The sequence below is a fragment of the Synechocystis salina LEGE 00031 genome, from assembly GCF_015207985.1.
GTDB lineage: Bacteria > Cyanobacteriota > Cyanobacteriia > Cyanobacteriales > Microcystaceae > Synechocystis > Synechocystis salina.
Genome location: NZ_JADEVV010000005.1, coordinates 24,211 through 43,501, shown reverse-complemented (window position 1 = coordinate 43,501; position 19,291 = coordinate 24,211). Strand labels below are relative to the sequence as shown.

The following is a 19,291-nucleotide window of genomic DNA, read 5'->3' as shown; positions in this document are numbered from 1 at the left end:
CAAATTCCACTCACTTCTACTTTTGGCCAGGAATTCCCAAAGGGCTTCTCCGGCTTCCGGATACACCCTCATGGAGTTGGTGGTGGTAATGGTGATGATTGGCATCCTGTCAGGTTTGGCAATAAACTCTGGGCAGTGGAACGAAAACTCCCTTAAATACAGCCAGGACCGCCTACAGAACGCAGTCAAGACTGCCAGAACCAGGGCAATAACGACCACTTCCACCTATCGCATCAACGCCGATCCGAATAATCCCAACGAGGCAATCCAGGTACAAAAAATCAGGAGCGGTAGCTGTCAAGCCAATGCCACCCTCCGCCAACCGTCCTTAGCTACGGATACCACCATTGCCCTGAATAGCGTGAATGGATTTGCCATTGGTGATCGTGTGAGTGTGGGGGGAACCCAGGCAGATGTGCTGTCGGTTAACTTCGGCGATAACACCCTAACCCTAGGGGGGGCAGTGGGGGCAAAAGCAACAGGAACAAAGGTGGAAACTGTGAAAAACTGGAGGAACGATGGGGTGTTCTTGGCAGAAGACCTTAACATCAACAAGAAGAGCGCCAAAACTGATCCTGATGTCCGCCTGACGGGAAGATTTGGCGGTACGGCAGTGACTGGGTGGTCTATCTGCATTAACAGCCGGGGTTTAGTGACCCTATTTAACGCCGATGGCGTAGTCAATAGCAATCTTGAATTAGTTCTAACCAATACCCGTACCAATCAGGAAGCGAAGGTTACCGTTGCCCCTGGTGGAGCCATGGGAAATTAAAAACTAATAGTTGCTAAAGCAAATTTTGGGAAATTTTTAGTCAAAGGACTATGGGCAATGCAGACAAAACAACAACTTAAACTTTTCAAACTCAGACCGGTGGACGAGGGCTTCACCATGACAGAAAACCTCGTTGCCCTCATAATCCTCAGCATTACCATAGCGGTGATGTTGCCTGCCTTTATGAACTTTGGTATGCAGAATGCCAAGAACCGCCAGATCAGTGGAGCTACTGCGGTGGCCAATAACTTGATGAGTGATCTCCGCCGCCAACCCATGACTGATCTGAACAGCAAGTTGGGCAAAACAGTCTTGACCAACGTCCCTGGGCAAAATGGCGATAAATATCAGGTTGATCAGTATATTTGCACGAAGGGCACCACTTTAAATCCGGCCAATCCTGCCGGCACCTGTTCCACAACAGTGGGGGAAAACGATTTTGCCCGCCAAATCTTACTTGAAGTTAAAGCCTCCAATAATCCCAATGAAACTATCTACCGTGTACAAACTGTTTTTGCTCGCCTCCGCATCCGCTCCTAATGTTGCCCGTAAAAATAACCGGGGGGTGACCGTAATTGAACTAATTGTGTCAGTAGTCATTGCTGGCATTTTGCTTCAGCTAGCCTCTTTTGCTTTTTTTGTTAACAGGGAAATGTATTTGAAAGATGCAGCAAAAAATGACACCAACCAGAATTTGAGAACCGTGTTTGATATAGTGGGACCGGCCATTACCCAAGCGGGGGAAGGCGTTGGCGTGGATTCTAGTTTTCCGGTTATTTCCATTGAACCTTTTCCCAGCGGTTCGGATAATTCAAAACTGACTGTTCGTCAACTGAAAGTATCAACTAAGCTAAGAATTTGTCAGGGCCTAACGGCTGGGGCGCAGACATCAATCACAGTGTTGACCTCCGATCTTGCAGCGCCGGCTGGTTGTGTTCCGGTGGATGGTAATGGGGATAATTACCCCGACGATTGGCTCGAGTGGAGAAGCTATCGACAAAGTAATGGTGGCACTCTGGGAATTTATATTTACGACGGCAGTGGCCGGCTTGAACGTCTTAATTACACCGGAGAAAAAATCTATGATGCGGGTGGGGGCGCCATATCAGGTACCCCTAGCGCAAACCAAGTTGCTTCGGCTTCCATTGATGTTACGGGTACTCTTGCTAATACCTACACTGCCGGGGGAGCAACCAGGTTAATAATTGTAGAAGAACGTACTTATCAACTCAATGGGAATACTCTCCAGACAAGTATTGACGGTGGCTCTCCGGTTAATCTCATCAATAATGTTGGTCAGTTCACCGTTAGAGCCGCAGTTAGACAAGGTAACACCGTCTCCCAATGTACAACACTTCTTCCCCAAACTAACAGCTTTACCTGCAGTCCTACTTTGGCTGATACCTACAACTGGTCCCAAATTGATGGCATTGAAGTTACCAGTAAACCCAATCTTGCTAGCAATACTCCTGGGCTGTCTACTACCAACATTGATAACATTAATAGCCGAATCCAAACCCAAACTTTTTATCCCCGTAACTTAATTAATTTTTAAGTGGAGAAAGTTTAATTATTTTCTATTGTTTTATAGCCTGCTCTAACTTATCTTATCTTTCTTCCTATTCGTCAAAGCCATGAAACCTAAATTTAACGCTGTTAGCAATATTCGCCTCACCCTATTTTTATTTTCTAGAAATCCCAAGGGTAACCCTAGGGGCTATATGCTCTTTCTGGTGGTGTCCCTACTAATTACCCTATCCGGTTTATTGGTGGCCTATGCAATTTTGGCTAAGGTTAATAACATATCTGCCAAGGGGACAGCCACGGGAAATAGCGGTTTTTACGGTGCAGAAGGCGCCCTCAATATGCGGGTGGAGGAATTGCGGGATGTTTTTCTCAGTGATAGAAACCCTAGTGGCACCAGTCCAAGCTCTTTAAATCAATGTCTACAACAGACCAGTATGGGCACTGGGGATTTCCGTTGTAAGGTGGCAAGCTTCGCTTCCCCCGATAAAAATACGGCCAACATTATGGCCTACAGCTATGTGGTGCCCAAGAACGGTGGTGTGGCCATCCAGGGCACGGTACCCCCTGGCGAGACTTTTCAGGGCTTGAATATGCTGGAAACTCGTTATGACATCAGTTCCGTTACTGCCAAACAAAATGCCAACCCTGAGGAAGTAATCGCCATGACTGAAATGACGGTGAAAAGTCGGCAAATTCCCATGTTCCAGTTTGCGGCTTTTTATCTCAACGACTTGGAAATTCTGCCTGGGCCGAATATGACCCTGAACGGTCCAGTGCACACCAACGGCAGTCTGTTTTTGGGGGCAAATAACGTACTGGCTATTACAGGGCAAGTGACGGTGGGCCGAGATTTGTTCAATCGCCGTAAAAATGATAACAGTACCTATCCCGATGGCCGAGTAAGGATAGCTAATAGTGCCGGAACTTTGCGTAATCTCCTACAGGGGGGAACTGGTAGCACTACCCAAACAACAGCGGCCATGACACCCGCCAATGTCAATGCCACATGGGGAAGTCAGGTACAACTGGCCGTTGAGGCATTGTCCATTCCCACCATCAGCTCCCTGGGGGCAGGGGGTAACTATGCTCAACAAGCCGATATCAACTTTGTCTATGCTCCAGAGAAAACTGGTGTTAATGTCCCTGGTATCGGCACGACTGTCATTCCATTTAATGTCACAGCCACCAAACGTGATGCGCTGGGGGTTGGGACTGCCACACCGCTGACCAACGCCCAATTGGCCAGTTTACGTCAGCCCGTTTTGGCGACAGGAGCCGCGGTAACAGCGGGAGTTTGTACTCCAGCTACTCCACCGATACTGACACCGATTTTGACCCTAACGCAAACTGGTGATGTACTAGATGCACTTCGCAGAGCAATTCTCTCCCAAACCACTCCGGTTCCTTTTTCTGCCATGGGCTCAGCGTTGAGCACCCCCTTAAGGAATTCAATGCAGCCTCTCCTCTCTTCGATTCCTGCCGCTCAACAAACTCTGATATTGGCTTCAAGTCCTAATCAAATTGCCGCCCTGGCTGGTGGTTGTTTTATCAGTGCCCCAATCCAGCATCCCAACATCCCCACCATCTACACCAATGGGGTAAGTTTTATCAATAACCGTGAACGCAGTCCTGGCAACAATTTCAGGGCCATGAGCCTGATGCAGATCAACATCGAAAGCCTTACTGTTTGGAATTTCCAGGGGCGTTACCTTAACGACACTGGCACGGGCTTAGTTTCCGCCAATCAACTGTTATTTGCCACGGCAACAGCGGACGCAGCTGCTCCAGCAAATTCCTTCCAAAGATTAGGTTTAGCCGGTTCTGACACTAGTAGTAATGGTCTGGTTTTCCATGCCACTGTTAGTGCTGGCGCTACCCCAAACCCTAACACCAATGCTAGCCCCTACGGATTTGCTTTGGTGGGAGGTCAACAATTGCCTGGATTGGCAGAAACTACCAATAACTTTGACCCTACCGGTCTAACTTTTGTTAGTGACCAGGCGGTTTATATGGTGGGGGACTATAACATCACCAATTGGCAACCAGCCAGTGTTTTGGCTGATTCATTAAATGTTCTTTCGTCTCGATGCATCAACAATAATGGCCAAATTGCCAAAGCCAGTGGTACAGGATGCGGAGGCAATGCCTTTGACACAACCATTAACTCTGCTTTTCTCTCGGGTACGGACATCACCAACTCAACTGAGACCCCCGGATATAATGGTGGTTTGGAGAACTATCCCCGTTTCCATGAAAATTGGGGTACTTTAAACTACACGGGGTCTTTCGTTAGTACAGGGACGCCGGAGAAAGTTACAGGGCGGTGGAGCAATCAGCTATACGGTGCACCGACTCGGAATTGGAGCTACGAGACCCGCTTCAATAATGCCAAGAATCTCCCCCCTCTGTCTCCCCGGTTTGTGTTCCTGAAACAAGAGGGCTTCTCTCGTAAATTTGATCAGTAAAATTTGCATGTTACTCTTCCATCATTGCCTGGGGATTCATTATTTCAGTTACTAAATTTGTTTAGAACTGGCTTGGGTGGTTGGAGTTACAATCCTCTGGCTTCTGGTGATTAATTCTGCCTAGCCTTCCTTGATAGGAGTGATTAATCCCCCCTAGCTTTCCTTGATAAGGGCGATTAATCCCCCCTGGCCCCCCTTATTACGGAGGGAAATTCTTGGTGGGTATTCTCTTTTCAGGAAAATTGCAATTCAGTGGTGTCAATTTATTGCCCTGAGATCTTTAAGCATAGCCTTGGGCAGAAAAAGGACTTCCACTGTACTGTATTAGATGGTGCCCCAGCCTAAAATCGCCGTTTTTTTGTCTTTGCCTGCCCTGTGACCAAACCCATTGCTCCTCTCCTCAGCCTTTTAAATTACAGTCGGGTCCACCGTACCAAAATTTACTGGGCGATCGCCTGCTCCCTGCTGAATAAGATTTTTGACCTGGCCCCGCCGGCCCTAATTGGTTTAGCGGTGGATGTGGTGATCAAACAGCAGGATTCTTTCCTGGCCCGCTGGGGCATTGTGGCAGTGGAAAGCCAACTCCTAGTGCTGACGGTGGTTTCGGCGGTTATTTGGGCCCTGGAATCAATTTTTGAGTATGCCTACGAGCGGCTTTGGCGTAACCTCGCCCAGGATATCCAACATGATCTGCGCTTGGATGCCTATGCCCATTTGCAACAGCTAGACCTGGCCTATTTCGAGGAAAGAAGTACCGGGCGGCTGATGGCCATTCTCAATGATGACATCAACCAGTTGGAGCGGTTTTTGGACGTGGGGGCCAACGAAATTTTGCAGGTGCTGACCACAGTGGTGGTGATTGGCGGTGCATTTTTTGTTATTACCCCGGACATTGCCTGGATGGCAGTGGTGCCCATGCCCTTTGTGCTGTTGGGGTCGATCTACTTTCAGTCTTTGCTCACCTCCCGCTATGCCCTGGTGCGGGAAAAGGTCAGTAATTTGAACAGCCGCCTCTCGAATAACCTCAGTGGCATTATGACCATTAAAAGTTTCGCCACCGAAGCGGAAGAGGTGGAACGGCTCCGGCAAGATAGTGATGCCTACCGAGACAGTAATCAACAGGCGATCGCCTTGAGTGCGGCCTTTGTGCCCCTAATTCGGGTGATTATTTTTGTAGGTTTTTCCACCATTCTTTACTTCGGTGGTTTAGATGCGGTGCGGGGCAATTTGGCTGTGGGCAGTTACAGCATGTTGGTCTTTTTAACCCAACGACTGCTCTGGCCGTTGACCGGTTTGGGTAAAACTCTGGACCTATATCAACGGGCCATGGCCTCCACCCAGCGGGTGATGCAACTTTTAGCAACCCCCATTCAAGCCCATCCAGGGGAATTGAGTCTCCATCCTAGCCGAGTACAAGGAGAAGTAATTTTCCAAAATATTAGCTTTGCCTACCCCCAGCGTTCACCAGTGTTAAAAAACATTTCCCTACGGGTACCGGCCGGGCAAACTATTGGCATTGTGGGGGCAACGGGGTCAGGGAAAAGCACCCTGGTCAAATTATTACTGCGGTTATACGAGTGGGACAGCGGAGATATTTTGCTCGATGGCGTAGATCTAAAGAAATATTTCCTGGGGGATTTACGGCGCAGTATTGGTTTGGTGAGCCAGGATGTGTTTTTATTCCATGGCACAGTGCGGGAGAATATTGCCTACGGCAGCGCAGATGCCACTTTGACCCAAATTCAACGGGCGGCCAATTTAGCAGAGGCGGAAGAATTCATCGAGCAATTGCCCCAGGGTTACGACACCATCATCGGCGAACGGGGACAAAAACTTTCCGGTGGTCAACGGCAACGGCTGGCGATCGCCAGGGCAATTTTGAAGAATCCCCCCATTCTCATTTTGGATGAAGCCACGTCAGCAGTGGACAATGAAACGGAGGCGGCCATTGTCCGTTCCCTCGAAAAAATCACCAGAAACCGCACCACCATCACCATTGCCCATCGTCTTTCCACTGTGCGCTATGCTGACCAAATTTATGTACTGGAAAACGGACTGGTCGAGGAAATGGGCGACCATGAAAGCCTGCTGGCACAACAAGGGGTGTACGCCAAACTCTGGCGGGTACAAACGGGTCTGAGGAGCGGGGTCAGTTGATTCTAGTCCAGGGAAGATGGGCTTTTAGGTGCTTTTCCAAATCACCCCATTTGGAAAGCGAGAAGGACTAATCAACCCAGATGGGGTTTTCCCAATCCTTCTCAGCAGTGGACTTGGCACTTTCCCCCAAAACCGAGGCTAAGTCGAAATCCTCCCGGTTGGAATTGGTAGTGTGGCTATCATTGCTATGGGTTTGCTTAGTTTTACTGGTGCGGGCTTTACCGTTACCAGAACTACTAGCAAAGGGATTGAGGGCAATACGACCATTATTATTGGCTGTGCGGGAAGAGCCAGTGACCCTATCCCGATGGGGGGTTTTAGTCTGGCCGTGGCGATCGCCAGTTTCGCGGGGCGTTTCCGTTTGCAGACGGGTATCCCGGCTAAAAGCTATGTTGGCCTCGGTATTGCGACCCTGGAAAGCGGAAGTAGTTCTAGCTTCCGGTGCCAAATATTCGAGGAAATAGTCAAGGGTCTTTTGCTTCATCCAACCTTTGAGCACTGCCACCGAACCAAATCTGATTCCCAACTTACGTTGTTCTTCGAGGATTAAATCAACCTGTTCTTCCTGGAGTAAATGAGCTTGCTGTAGGTAGTAACCCAGGGGACGGCGATCGCGGGTTTTAACCATCCGGGGCCAGGACTCAGCAAAAAAGTCGACGGTTTCCTGGTGTAGCCAGCCCCGCACTACCAAAATCTCGCCAATGGGCAAAGGAGAATACTGTTGATCCTGAAGGGCAACCTGTATCTGAGCCTCGGTGATGAGGTCAGCATCCCTTAAAATTTCGCCTAGTAACTGAGAACAGGGGGATTTAGCCATGGCATTGGATTCACAAAAAGGGGGGGCAACAGAGCGTTACTGGCAAATGACGGGCGAATAAAGGGAAAAATAGGTTCAGGCCAGACCTCCATACCCGAAAATCCAGGAAAACCATTGCTGATGACGTTTAACAGTTAGATTTGACGCCTATGGTCAACACGGCCATCATAATCGATCCTTTTACCAATTGTCAGTACCAAAAAAATTAGCGTTTTTCCATACTCTAAGGACGGAATTGTTTCAGACGTAGGGCGTTAGTCACCACGGAAACGGAGCTAAAGGCCATGGCGGCTCCAGCCAGGATGGGATTGAGCAGTAGGCCAAAAAGGGGATAGAACACCCCAGCAGCCACAGGAATACCCACCACGTTGTAGATGAAAGCAAAAAAGAGATTTTGCCTAATGTTGCCCATGGTGGCCCGGCTCAGTTTGATGGCAGTCAAAATTCCCTGTAGATCTCCAGTAATCAGGGTGATGTCACTGGCGGCGATCGCCACGTCGGTGCCGGTCCCTATAGCTATACCCACATCGGCCTGGGCTAGGGCCGGAGCATCGTTAATGCCATCCCCCACCATGGCCACGATGTTACCCCGTTGTTGCAGTTGTTCCACTTGCTGTGCCTTATCCCCTGGACGTACCTGGGCCAAGACATGGCGAATACCCACTTTGTCGGCAATGGCCTGGGCCGTGGCCTGGTTGTCGCCGGTGAGCATATAAACGGATAAACCTAGTTTTTTCAGGGCTTGTACCACTTGGGGAGAAGACGGTTTGAGGGCATCGGCGATCGCCAAGAGGGCTTTAATTTCCGTGCCCACTGCAAGCCAAATGACGGTTTTTTGCTCCCCTTCCCATTGCTGGGCCTGGCTTTGCCATGGTTGATGATCCGTGTCATTCACTCCCAGGTCTGCTAACCAATTGAGCGTCCCCAATCTTAGCCATTGGCCCTGCCATTGTCCTGCCACGCCACAACCGGCGATCGCCTGGAAGTTTTCTACTTCTAGTAGACTCACCTGCTGGGATTGACCGTAATTGACCACCGCTTCGGCCAGGGGATGTTCAGAATATTGTTCCAAACTGGCCGCTAACTGGACTAACTGCAAGCTTTCCTCGGTGGAGGTGGGAGGCAGGGTAAAAAAGTTAGTCACACTGGGTTTCCCCTCCGTTAACGTGCCGGTTTTGTCCAGCACAATGGCTGTTAACTTTTCCGCCATTTCCAAACTGCGGGCTTCTTTGATCAACACGCCGTATTCCGCCCCCTTGCCCGTACCCACCATCACGGAGGTGGGAGTGGCCAAACCCAATGCACAGGGACAGGCAATAATCAGGACTTCCACCAGGGTTAAAACCGCCAAAGTAATATTTCCCGTTGTGATCCACCAGGTACAAAAAGCGGCGATCGCCACCAGGATCACGGTGGGGACAAACCAGTGGGTAATGCGGTCAACGAAGTGTTGAATGGGAGCTTTGGAAGCCTGGGCTTGCTGTACCAATTGGATAATTTGGGCGAGCACAGAATCCTGTCCCAACTTAGTAACTCGGACATCCAAACTGCCGCTTTTGTTCAACGTGGCCCCAATTACTTCTTCCCCCACGGTTTTCGCGACTGGAAAACTTTCCCCTGTCACCAAGGATTCGTCCACTGTGGAGTTACCAGCCTTCACCACACCGTCCACCGGAATTTTTTCCCCCGGCCTTACCCGTACCACATCATCAATAGTTAGATCGGCGATCGCCACTGTTTGCCAGGTTTCTCCCCGTTTGGCCAAAGCAGTTTGGGGTTGTAGTCCCATTAATTTACGGATAGCCGCTGAAGTTTCCCGCCGGGCCCGCTGTTCCAAGGACCTTCCCAATAAAATCAGGGTGATTACCACCGCCGCCGCTTCAAAATAAACATGGGCCGCTAGTCCTTGGTTGGTCAACCATTGGGGAAAAAGGGTAATGGCCACGGAATAAAAGTAGGCCGCACTGGTACCCAAGGCCACCAGGGTGTCCATGGTGGCACTGCGGGTTCTCACAGATTTCCACGCTCCCCGGTAAAATTCCGCCCCGCACCAAAACTGCACTGGGGTGGCCAGGAGCCATTGCAACCAAGCATTATGGAAAATATGGGGAAAATGGGGAATATCCACCCCCAGCATCATCGGCAGCGAACCGAAAAACAGCACTGCACTGATCCCTAAGCCCGTCACTAGTTTGGCGGAAAATAGGGGCTTGTCGTCCTTGTTCTGCTCCGAAGACACCATCTCGGGTTCGATCAGTTGGGCGTGGTAGCCGGCCCTGGCCACCGCCGCCGTCAGGCTTTCTGGGTTGATCTCCCCTTGGTAACTAACCACTGCCCGTTCCAAAGCAAAATTCACCTGGCAAGACTCCACCCCCGACACTTTGGCGATCGCCCGTTCAATGCTGGAAGCACAGGCCGCACAACGCATTCCCTCCAGTTGCAAGTTGATGGTTTGGGCCATGGTTAATAGGTAATACTCAGTACACAGAAAAGCTTATCTTCAATTCTAGCCACCGTACATGGCTAAGCCGGCGAATAGTCCTGGGCCTTGCCTTGGTATAATTGCCTAGCCAAGGGCGGACGGTATCAGCGGGCAAAGTCGTTGGCAATGACCAAACTTTTAGTTTATTGAGATAAGTACATGAAAACCGCATGGGTGTTTCCCGGCCAAGGTTCCCAAGCTGTGGGTATGGGAGTGGATCTGCTCCCAACGGCGATCGCCAAGGAAAAATATCAGCAAGCGGAGGAAATTCTGGGCTGGTCAGTGGTGGAAAAATGCCAAGGGGATGAAGCCAGTTTGGCCCTTACCCAAAATACCCAGCCCTGTCTGTACGTTATCGAAGCGATTTTGATTGATTTGCTCAAAGATCAGGGTTTTGAGCCTGATTATGTGGCGGGCCATAGCCTGGGGGAATATTCCGCCCTCTACGCCGCCGGAGTATTCGACTTTGCCACGGGTTTACAACTGGTTAAGGAACGCTCGCAGGTGATGGCCGGAGCTTCGGGGGGCATGATGGCCGCCCTAATGAAATTTGATCCAAATCACTTACAAACAGCCCTGGCGGATAATGCAGAAGTGGTGCTAGCCAACGATAACAGCCCAGAGCAGGTGGTTATTTCCGGTACGGTGGCCGGAGTGGAACGCATTTTAGCCAGCGTCAAAGCTCGTCGAGCTGTGCCCTTGAAAGTCTCCGGGGCTTTCCATTCCAGTTTTATGAACGAACCGGCCCAAGCCTTTGCCCAAACCCTGGCCGCTTGTCAGTTCCAGGATGCCACTTTGCCCGTCCTCTCCAATGTGGACCCCAGCCCTACCCAAAACGGCGATCGCCTGAAGGAAAAACTGATGCAACAAATGACCGGCTCCGTGCGCTGGCGGGAAACCATGGTTAATTTAGGGGAAATTGGCGCAACGGATTATTGGGAAGTGGGCCCCGGCAAAGTGCTGACTGGCCTGTGCAAACGCACCTGTCCCGATCTAAACCTAAAAAACATTGGGCAGTTGGAGGATCTGAATTCCCTTTAGGAGGCCTTTTTAAAGTCCCTGGTTCTGCCAAGTTTGGTGAAAATCCAAGTTAAAATTCCCTACTCCCACCATGGCCGGATCTTTAGGGGATCGATTTGGGGGCACATTGAAACTTCATCCAACATCTTCCTAGGGTTCCCATTCTCCCATCTGAGCTTGCTAACATTGAGCTTTTGGAAGTTTGTTCCCACCCCAAATTCCTCTAATATGTACAGAGCAAGTAAGAATTTTGACGGGTTGGCAGCATCCAACAAGTCTGCCATAGCTGTGTTTCACCCAATTTTCTCGAAGGAGAGTCTACCGTGTCTGCCCACAAGATTCTAGTCATCGATGACAGCAAAGTTATCCGTATGCGAGTTAGGGATATGTTGCCCCAGGGAAATTTTGAGGTGATTGAAGCCAAGGACGGTCTCGAAGGTTTTAACCTGATCCAGAGTGAACGGCCTAACTTGATCATGTTGGATTTTCTTCTGCCTAAAATGAGTGGTTGGGAAGTGTTCCAATCGGTGCAGGAAAGACCAGAACTCAGGGCCATTCCCCTGGTGCTGATGTCCGGCCGGAAGGAAGAGGTACTCGAAAAAATTCCCGAACCCTTCGAGTATTTTGCCTTTGTGGAAAAACCCTTTGAACAGAGGGAATTGGTGGCCGCCATTAAGGAGGCCATGGTCAAAGCGAAAAAACACGCCCCTGTGGCCAGTGTGGGCAGTGCCGTCCCGGCCGGAGATTTGGCCGCCGAAGTTCAGCTACTCAAGCAACAGGTGGCCCAAATGCACGGAGAAATCGACCAATTGAAAAAACAGTTGGGGCAATTGGTAAATTTCATCAAGCAACGACTGTCCTAGGCTATGCCTGGGGCCGGTTCACCGTTAGACTTGGGTTGGAACTTTCGCGTTGAAAATATGACTATGGCATCCCCTGCACCAGAGTTAGCCCCCCCGACCATGGATGAAATGGCCCCCGTTAGTCACCACGACGTCATAGAAACGGTTATTTCCGGTATGGCCCAGGAAAATAGCGCCTTTGTGCAAGATAACGACCAGGGCAGCATCTGGAAATTTGCCTATGGCAGTGTGGAAGTGCTAGTACAGCTCACTGGAGAAGGGGAAAATGATCTGTTTCGGGTCTGGGCCGAGGTGATGCCCTTACCAACAGATCCGGGCCAATTATTGGCGGAAGTGATGCAATTAAACTGGTCGGATACCTTTGAGGCCTGTTTTGCTGTGCGGGAAAATCATTTAGTTGCCCTCCATCAGCGCACAGTGGCAGAGCTTTCCCCCGGTGAAATTTCCCGGGCCATTACCTTGGTGGCAACGTTGGCCGATGACCACGACGATCGCCTAAAGGAAAAATACGGCGTTTGATCAAAATTTTGTTGATCACCAAAGGTAACCTTCCAGTGAGTCCATTAATCTTCCTCCAGGGCCGCGAAGAGGGCACTCAAGATTTGGTTGGAATATAACATTCCCTCCGGGTCTGTGAGGCAGAATCTTTGCACCGCTGCCGTGGTGATTTTTTCTGGGGAAAGTAATTCGTTGTTCCGTTCGTAAAATTCTAGCCAAGGGCGATCGCCAAAGGAAGTGAGGGTAGCCAGGATGGTCTGCTTGGCCCCTGCACTAGTCGCAGGCAGTTGCTCCCAGGTCACTCCAGCGGTGAGCCGTAGTCCCAACATCAAGCTCTCCAACAGATTTTCCAACGGAGCAACCCTTTCCCCTGGAATGATCCCCCCTTGGTTTAACCAAAATTCTAGCCATTGATAATAGTCATTTCTGGTGCGGGGACGACCAAAACGTTTGCCGTCAATATAACTGGTGGCCCCCATGCCAAAACCGTAGTAGGACAAATTACGCCAATAAATTTGGTTATGGCGACATTCGTAACCGGGGCGGCCATAGTTGGAAATTTCGTAATGGTGGAAACTGGCTTGGGTTAATGCTTGTTGGGCATGGCGGTAAAAGTTGGCACTACGTTCAGAAGGAGGTAAGGCTAATTTTCCCCGCTGTTCCCACTTATCGAAAACGGTTTGGGGTTCCAATACTAGGTCATAGCAAGAAATGTGATTAGGGCCAGCTTCTAGAGCCAGGGAGAGGGAACTGTGCCAATCGGCCGTTGTTTGCTCCGGTAGCCCCGCAATTAAATCTAAACTCCAATTTGTAATATTCTCCTTGGCGATCGCCATTATCGCTTGGTCAATATCCCGACGACGGTGATGGCGGCCACAGAGGGTTAGTAAGTTGTCCTGAAAAGCCTGTACCCCCAAGCTAAAGCGGTTAATACCCAAATTTTTATAACTGTGCAGTTGGGCTTGGTCAAAGGTGCCTGGGTCAATTTCCATGCTAATTTCAGCGGCTGGGGCAATGCCTAGGGATTTATCCACCGCAGCTAAAATCTTTTCCAAACCGGCGATCGGTAATAAAGAAGGGGTACCCCCACCGAAGAAAACCGTGCTCAGGGGCAAGCCTAAATATTGTTGTCCAGCAATTTCTTGACATACTGCCTCCACATATTCCCCCACCCAACCGTCCAGAGTCAAAGACTGAAAACCCGTCACGGCAATGGGAAAATCACAGTAAAAACAACGTTGCCGACAAAAGGGAATGTGAATGTACGCGGCGGTGGGCGGCGGTGGAGGGGCAGAACCTAAGCCACGGTCTGACGATGTTGCCATGGAATTAATGGGGAATGCTCGATGGTACTGACCCTAGCTGACCATGGTTAGGGTTCATACAGTTGTTTTTGTTCAATGTAACTTTGCACTGCAGGGGGAATTAGCTCCTCCTCCTTCGTTTGGCGATAAATGCTGGAGGAAATGGCCGGAGTAATGTCTCGATCGCCAACCTGATCGACTATTTGATATTGCCCTCCCAACTGCTCCAACCTAGCCAAATCAGCTTGATCAATGCTGTAACCTGGTCGGGGAAAAATCAGCAATTGGACAGCGGGCAACAATTTTTCCACTGCGTACCATTGGGGAATTTGGGTAATCAAATCAGCCCCCACCACCAGAGCATAATTAGGTTCCAGACCCCACCGTTGTCGGGCCCGTTGCAGGCTAATTAAACTACGGCGATCGCTCAAATCTTCCCAAATTTGTACCGTGCCGTAATGACTCTGTACGTCTTCCACTAGCAATTTCAACATTGTTTGGCGATCGCCGAGGCTGGCCCAATGGCCTGTGTTGGGATTGGGGCCTTGTTTAAAAGGGTTATCGGCGGCCCACACTGCTACTCGGTCAAAATGTTGAGCTAACCAAATGAGAATGGCTTGGTGGGCTAGGGTCGGAGGATCGGCGCTGGTGCCAAAAAGGGCTATTTTCACGGTGGAGCTTTCTAATTCTGGGCTTCCGTTAGTTCAATCACCCGTTCATCGTAATCCTTGACCAAAAAATTTAACGGTTTACGACTGCGTAACTTATAGCGGAGACGACGGGACTGCACCCGCAGAAAAATTTGCTCTAGGCAATCGTGGTCAAAGCAAACGTGGCGTTGGCGATTTTTACTGCCAAAGCTAGCTCCGCCAATGATGTGCAGTTGGGTATTCTTTTTCAACTGATACCACAGGCCGTCCTGGGCACTGTAGCGATTTTCGGGGGGGATTTGGGGGTTAGCGGCCATGGCAAAGGAATCCCAACCAGCGGTGCCTAGGGTTTGTTCATAGTTGTAGTAGTAATGCAGAGGCACGTCAGCCCCATTTAAGTCCAGCATCCCTTCATAAAAAGCTTTGGCGATCGCCAGGTCAGACACCATCACGGTGTAAACCTTGGGGGCACTGGTGAGAAATAACCACATGGCCAAAGCATAGGCTCCCAACAGCATCACCATAATGCCTTGGGTGGAAAACAAGCTGTCAATGGGAATCAAAGAGGCGAAATGCAGGGGCATGGTTAGGCAACTGGGGGAATAAAACCCGAAAAATCAGCGAAAATTGTATGGTTAGGATCATGGAGCTTTGCTATGACCGGAGCCAGCAAACACTGGCCAACTAGCATTGCCCTTGGGGTACATTCTACCAAGAGCGCTCCCGGTGCTCCAACCTTACGTCCCAATAGCCCATGGATCAGTTGGATCAATTGAGTGATTATTTTCCCCCTCCCCTCCAGGTGGGGCAGAGCCGCTTCGATTGGGGTAAACGCACCTATGTGATGGGGATTTTGAACACCACCCCAGACAGTTTTAGCGATGGAGGCGAGTTTAATGCCCTGCCAACGGCCATCCACCGGGCCAAGGCCATGGTAGAAGCGGGGGCCGATATCATCGACATTGGCGGCCAGTCCACCCGACCGGGAGCAGAAACCGTTAGCCTCACGGAAGAATTGGAACGCACCATTCCCGTTATCCAGACTCTCCGACAGGAATTGGACATCCCCATTTCCATCGATACCACCAGGGTAGAGGTGGCACGGCAAGCCCTCCAGGCTGGAGCAGATCTGATCAACGATATTTCCGGGGCTACCTTTGAACCAGAAATTTTGGCGATCGCCGCCCAGCACAGGGCCCCGATTATTCTGATGCATATACGGGGTACTCCCCAAACCATGCAGAATTTGACGGATTATGGGGATTTAATCGGGGAAATGAAGCAGTTTTTCGCCACACAAATTGACCTAGCCCGCCATTACGGCGTATTACCCCAACAAATCATCCTCGATCCTGGCATTGGCTTTGCTAAAACCGCTGAGCAAAATATCACCCTGCTGCGTCAGTTGCCGGAGCTAAAAAAGCTTGGTTTTCCCCTGTTGGTGGGGCCGTCCCGCAAAAGCTTCATTGGCAAAATTTTAGACCAGCCGGATCCCAAGCAACGGGTTTGGGGTACCGGGGCGGCCTGCTGTCGGGCGATCGCCGGGGGAGCAGATATCATCAGAGTGCATGACGTAGAAGCCATGGCCCAGGTCTGTCGGGTGGCGGATGCCCTGTGGCGATGAGTAGGCCCAACTTAAGGAAATTAATGGCAAATCTGGGGCAAAAACTCCAGCGTTGGCCCCTGGAGGCATGGTCCAGTGTAGTGCTGGTGATGATCCCCATAGCTTTGTTGTTCAGTTGGGGGTTGGATTTCCATAGCCTACGGCGGGGAGAAGAAACAAATTTAGTGGAATCAGCCCACTATTGGTGGACGACACTACAAAATTATGGATTCACCCCCACTAGCTTGTTCGATAACCTAGGGCGATCGCCATTGCCCATTTGGTTGATTAGTCTTAGTCAAATAATCTTTGGCCAGGGATTATGGGGCGATCGTTTACTGGGAGCCTTGCTCAATGGGGCAAGTTTGCCGTTGTTATATTGGCTGGGGAAGGAACTGTACGGCCGCCGTTGGCCAGCTTTGCTAACGGTGGTGGTCTATGGCACGGCCCCCACAGTGGTTTATTGGGCCAGGGTAGCCAGCATTAACAGTTTTATTTTGCCCTTAACCATTGCCTGCCTAGCTAGCGCCTTGTTTTGCCGTCGGGATTTGCGGGGAGCCCTACCTTTGGGTCTAATCCTTAGTGCCCTGGCCTTAACGAATTTGCCCACAGCCATTGTTCTATTGGCTACTAGCCTACTTTTTCTTTATTGGGATACACCCCGTTTAAAATCCTCAGTCCTCTTTTGGACCGGTTTCATTTTAGGTTTGATGCCGGCGATCGCCTGGTGGCTAGGTCATAGCTCATTACCCTCCAGTGCCGACCTGTTGACCAGTCTTGACTTCATTAGTGGTTCCCCCTGGCCAACTAAACTGCGGGGTTGGTTTTGGTTATTGGCCAGTGCCCCTGGTTTAATCTTCGCTCTGCATGCCTTTCCCCAAGCTCAACAGGCTTTGCATTGGAGTTGGGCCCGTTTTCTTGTTTGCCAAGCAGGAGCGTACAGCATGTTAGTGATTATTTCCCCTTGGTCTAGCCCATCCTTGGTGATGCCCCTGTTGGTAGTTCTGGCAGTGGCGGCAGGGTTAACTTTAGCGGAAGTGAGGCAGGAAAGTATTACCTTGGTTTATCCTCCCTGGTGGCGGAGATTTTTCTTAATTCTGGGGGGTTGTGCGGGCCTAGGGGCCATGGCAGTTTATAACGCCTATGGCCGAGGCAATTTAACCACTTGGACTGCCCAGGACGGAGTGCTCACCATATTAGTGCTAGTTTTGTTGGCTTTAACTTTGGCGATGACTTCCCTATTGCTAGACCGTCAGCGCCCGGAGTTTATCAATGTGCTTTTTTGGGGATTATTCGTCTGCCTATTTTTGATTATTTATACGCCCCTGAGCTATCTGCCCCCAAGGTCCTTACCTGATGTGATAGTTTCCACTGTTTCCACCACTAACCAATTACCGGCCGGATTGTAGCGACCCCCCAGGGTAATTTTTTGTCCATGGGCACAGTCAATTAATTGCTCTGCCACTTCCGGTCGTTCCGTAATTACTTTGAGAACTTTACCTGATTGTTGACAGGTTAACTGATAGGTTTGGTTTTCGCTTTTTTGCAATTCACCACTGTAAACGTATTGACTTTTAGAAAATGGTAATCGAGCCAAATTAACATCTACTGGACAATGACCTGATGGGGGATATTGCTCAGGATTGTCTAGATAATATCGTTGCCATTGCCGCCATTCAGGATGGTCGGGGGCCAAATTAAAGAGGGGAATTACCGCCGCTGGAGCTTGGCGATCGCCAATGAGAGCTTCCTGCACATCCCGCACGTCCAAATCCTGGGGGTCGCAATTTTTTTCAATACTTAAGGCCGCTATCATACCCACCGCCTGCCCTGTATTCATCACGAGGGGTTGCAAACGGGTACTGCCATTGGCCATGTGACTAACGGAAATGTTCTTTTCACAGGGTAAATAGCCCCGCACTGTTGGGGATAAAAGGGCTTCAAAGGGAATGGTAAAGGGAGTTCCTGTCCACCGTCCGCCCCAAATTAAGGATTTAGGAGCGAGGGGAAACTCGTAACCAGGATAGTGGTGATCGTTGGCATAGTTTCCCACCGCAATGCTAGTAACTTTTTGATTATGAATTGGCAGGGAAGCCACCTCGCCCTGGGGTAAAATATCCCTTTCCGTAATCACTTGTTGACCTTTCAAACGCCTACTTTCTCGGTAGTAGGGATGGAGGGCAAAGGCAGTGGAAAGATCTCCCACCTGTGGAAAAATTCCTGTGGCTAATTCCAATTTTTCGGAATGATGTTGCTGTAAATAATGGGCGTAGGCATAGCTATATTGGTAAGCTTCCCGTAAATAGGCTTGCCTTTCCTTTTCACTACCCAGTAAACGGTCTAAATCCCGGCCATAATCATTGCCGGCGATCGGCCAATTAATCATGTAATGCTCACCAGGCAATTGACCATAGGTTAAGAAATCTTTTTCCCCGTGGTTCTGCCAAGTATTGCTGAAATCTTGAGCCACATCAATGGTAGGTTCAGCAATGATATTTGTCTGACTATTTGTTGTTTTTCGTAGCAAAAATACCCAAGTGGGAGACTGTATTGGATACTCTTTTGTCATGCCATTAGGCGCAACGGGACAACTAGGTTCATCAAATTTATCCTGCCAATCCCAACCCCAGCGGTGGTCAATGTCTCCCAGAGCCAGTAAATCCCCCAACTCTGTGCCATCGAGAATTACCTTGGTCCGGATTTCATAGTCTGGAAATCTCACCCCCACCAGGCGATCGCCATTTTTTAAGACCTCTACCGGAAACTGATGATTAATCCAAGTCAAGGTAGGTAAATCAGCCACCCAGTCAGCCAGTACCTTGGCCCCTAAGCGAGGATCAAAGGTAAATAAGCTAACCCAGCCATGATCTAAACCCCCAGGTTGTTGGGTTTGCAAAGTCCGTAAGAATTGTCCCCATAAACCTGTTTGCCAAGCAGCCAATTCATTACCATCGGGGGCCGCTACCCCAGCGGAAGTTAACATGCCCCCCAACCAGGGCCCCTCACTTACCAGGATAGTTTTGACTCCCCGCCGGGCCGCCTGGATCGCCGCGGCTGTGCCCCCAGTGCCCCCCCCCACTACCAAAATATCTGTGGTCAATTGGGGAATGGATTTTGTTGCCATGGCCATAAT

General features: G+C 50.1%; 16 protein-coding genes. 10 read left to right on the top strand and 6 right to left on the bottom strand.

Annotated elements, in window-relative coordinates:
- Window positions 1-22: 22 nt before the first annotated feature.
- The 5 genes from IQ217_RS02600 (at window position 23) to IQ217_RS02580 (ending at window position 6,921) form a co-directional block, all read left to right on the top strand.
- Entirely contained in the window at window positions 23-772 is a 750-nt protein-coding gene (locus IQ217_RS02600; protein ID WP_228016784.1) for a prepilin-type N-terminal cleavage/methylation domain-containing protein, read from the top strand.
- A gap of 57 nt (window positions 773-829) precedes the next feature.
- The gene (locus tag IQ217_RS02595; RefSeq protein ID WP_194018818.1) at window positions 830-1,312 is read left to right on the top strand and encodes a type IV pilus modification PilV family protein; all 483 of its coding nucleotides are present in this window, start codon (window positions 830-832) and stop codon (window positions 1,310-1,312) included.
- A complete protein-coding gene (locus IQ217_RS02590) occupies window positions 1,257-2,327 on the top strand; it encodes a PilW family protein (protein WP_194018817.1) in 1,071 nt (356 codons plus the stop codon). The genes IQ217_RS02595 and IQ217_RS02590 overlap by 56 nt, the downstream gene beginning before the upstream one ends.
- Window positions 2,328-2,406: 79 nt before the next feature.
- Window positions 2,407-4,764 (top strand): hypothetical protein, encoded by a 2,358-nt coding sequence (locus tag IQ217_RS02585; protein ID WP_194018816.1) that lies wholly within the window; start codon window positions 2,407-2,409, stop codon window positions 4,762-4,764.
- Window positions 4,765-5,139: 375 nt separating this feature from the next.
- Window positions 5,140-6,921: an ABC transporter transmembrane domain-containing protein gene (locus tag IQ217_RS02580; protein ID WP_194018815.1), complete on the top strand. Its 1,782-nt coding sequence runs from the start codon at window positions 5,140-5,142 to the stop codon at window positions 6,919-6,921.
- A gap of 67 nt (window positions 6,922-6,988) precedes the next feature.
- Here IQ217_RS02580 and IQ217_RS02575 read toward each other — a convergent pair whose 3' ends face one another.
- Both IQ217_RS02575 and IQ217_RS02570 read right to left on the bottom strand, forming a co-directional pair.
- The gene (locus IQ217_RS02575; RefSeq protein WP_194018814.1) at window positions 6,989-7,738 is read right to left on the bottom strand and encodes a cyclic di-GMP-binding domain-containing protein, MshE-related; all 750 of its coding nucleotides are present in this window, start codon (window positions 7,736-7,738) and stop codon (window positions 6,989-6,991) included.
- 223 nt (window positions 7,739-7,961) lie between these two features.
- Window positions 7,962-10,199, bottom strand: a complete 2,238-nt coding sequence (locus IQ217_RS02570; RefSeq protein WP_194018813.1) for a heavy metal translocating P-type ATPase — start codon at window positions 10,197-10,199, stop codon at window positions 7,962-7,964.
- Between the two features lie 180 nt (window positions 10,200-10,379).
- Between IQ217_RS02570 and fabD the strand changes: the two genes are divergently transcribed.
- The 3 genes from fabD (at window position 10,380) to IQ217_RS02555 (ending at window position 12,622) form a co-directional block, all read left to right on the top strand.
- Window positions 10,380-11,261 carry an ACP S-malonyltransferase gene (gene fabD / locus IQ217_RS02565; protein WP_194018812.1) on the top strand — a complete coding sequence of 294 codons (882 nt, stop codon included), beginning with the start codon at window positions 10,380-10,382 and terminating at the stop codon, window positions 11,259-11,261.
- A 302-nt stretch (window positions 11,262-11,563) separates the two neighbouring features.
- Window positions 11,564-12,103 carry a response regulator gene (locus IQ217_RS02560; RefSeq protein ID WP_190597752.1) on the top strand — a complete coding sequence of 180 codons (540 nt, stop codon included), beginning with the start codon at window positions 11,564-11,566 and terminating at the stop codon, window positions 12,101-12,103.
- A gap of 63 nt (window positions 12,104-12,166) precedes the next feature.
- Window positions 12,167-12,622 carry a YbjN domain-containing protein gene (locus IQ217_RS02555; protein ID WP_228017096.1) on the top strand — a complete coding sequence of 152 codons (456 nt, stop codon included), beginning with the start codon at window positions 12,167-12,169 and terminating at the stop codon, window positions 12,620-12,622.
- Window positions 12,623-12,666: 44 nt separating this feature from the next.
- Here the strand turns inward: IQ217_RS02555 and hemW are convergent, their stop codons facing one another.
- Genes hemW through IQ217_RS02540 form a run of 3 tightly spaced genes read right to left on the bottom strand, consistent with a single transcriptional unit; the run spans window position 12,667 to window position 15,139 of the window.
- Window positions 12,667-13,926: a radical SAM family heme chaperone HemW gene (gene hemW / locus IQ217_RS02550; protein ID WP_194018811.1), complete on the bottom strand. Its 1,260-nt coding sequence runs from the start codon at window positions 13,924-13,926 to the stop codon at window positions 12,667-12,669.
- Window positions 13,927-13,973: 47 nt separating this feature from the next.
- On the bottom strand, window positions 13,974-14,576 hold the full coding sequence (locus IQ217_RS02545) for a nicotinate-nucleotide adenylyltransferase (protein ID WP_194018810.1): 603 nt from the start codon (window positions 14,574-14,576) through the stop codon (window positions 13,974-13,976).
- A gap of 11 nt (window positions 14,577-14,587) precedes the next feature.
- Complete coding sequence (locus IQ217_RS02540; protein ID WP_194018809.1) at window positions 14,588-15,139, bottom strand: glyoxalase-like domain protein; 552 nt, start codon at window positions 15,137-15,139, stop codon at window positions 14,588-14,590.
- 170 nt (window positions 15,140-15,309) lie between these two features.
- Here IQ217_RS02540 and folP point away from each other — a divergent pair, with 170 nt between their 5' ends.
- Together folP and IQ217_RS02530 are read left to right on the top strand one after the other, a co-directional pair.
- Window positions 15,310-16,179 (top strand): dihydropteroate synthase, encoded by an 870-nt coding sequence (gene folP, locus IQ217_RS02535; protein ID WP_194018808.1) that lies wholly within the window; start codon window positions 15,310-15,312, stop codon window positions 16,177-16,179.
- Between the two features lie 23 nt (window positions 16,180-16,202).
- Window positions 16,203-17,567, top strand: a complete 1,365-nt coding sequence (locus IQ217_RS02530; RefSeq protein WP_228024084.1) for an ArnT family glycosyltransferase — start codon at window positions 16,203-16,205, stop codon at window positions 17,565-17,567.
- On the opposite strand, the gene IQ217_RS02525 is transcribed toward IQ217_RS02530, so the two are convergent.
- On the bottom strand, window positions 17,489-19,282 hold the full coding sequence (locus IQ217_RS02525; protein ID WP_228025660.1) for an FAD-dependent oxidoreductase: 1,794 nt from the start codon (window positions 19,280-19,282) through the stop codon (window positions 17,489-17,491). The two genes, IQ217_RS02530 and IQ217_RS02525, sit on opposite strands and share 79 nt — an antisense overlap.
- Window positions 19,283-19,291 lie beyond the last annotated feature (9 nt).